This window comes from Heliobacterium chlorum (assembly GCF_014502795.1).
GTDB classification, from domain to species: domain Bacteria; phylum Bacillota; class Desulfitobacteriia; order Heliobacteriales; family Heliobacteriaceae; genus Heliobacterium; species Heliobacterium chlorum.
Window position 1 is genome coordinate 1 of the sequence record NZ_JACVHF010000206.1, and the last position, 330, is coordinate 330.

Sequence of the window (330 nt, forward strand, 5' to 3'; positions counted from 1 at the left end):
CCATAACGGCCTACGCCGACATGCGGGCCGTAGCCGTAGTTGTCGTAGGTCTGGCGGACTCGGGTTTCCTTGCTGGCGCTGGCGCTGATCCGTACATCGCCCGGAGCGTTGCCCGGTGCCGGCCGCAGGCCATGTTGATCGAGGGCGCCGGCGACCATTTCCTGCAGTTCTTCACCGCTGATCGAAGCCGTACCCGCTGGCGGGCTGCGCCAGCTCCAGTGCTGGTAGCTGGAGAAGTCCCGGGGCGCGGCCGGGTAGGTGGGCGCCTGGATCTGTTCCACCGGAGGGGCGGGCGGTATCGGCGCCGATTCGTCGGTATAGGGGTTCTGG

At 67.9% G+C, this 330-nt stretch carries 1 protein-coding gene; it reads right to left on the bottom strand.

The genetic code is table 11. The annotated features are described in order from the left end of the window. Window positions 1–330: DUF4136 domain-containing protein (locus tag H1S01_RS21035; protein WP_188042206.1), on the bottom strand; the 330-nt coding region annotated here is incomplete at both ends.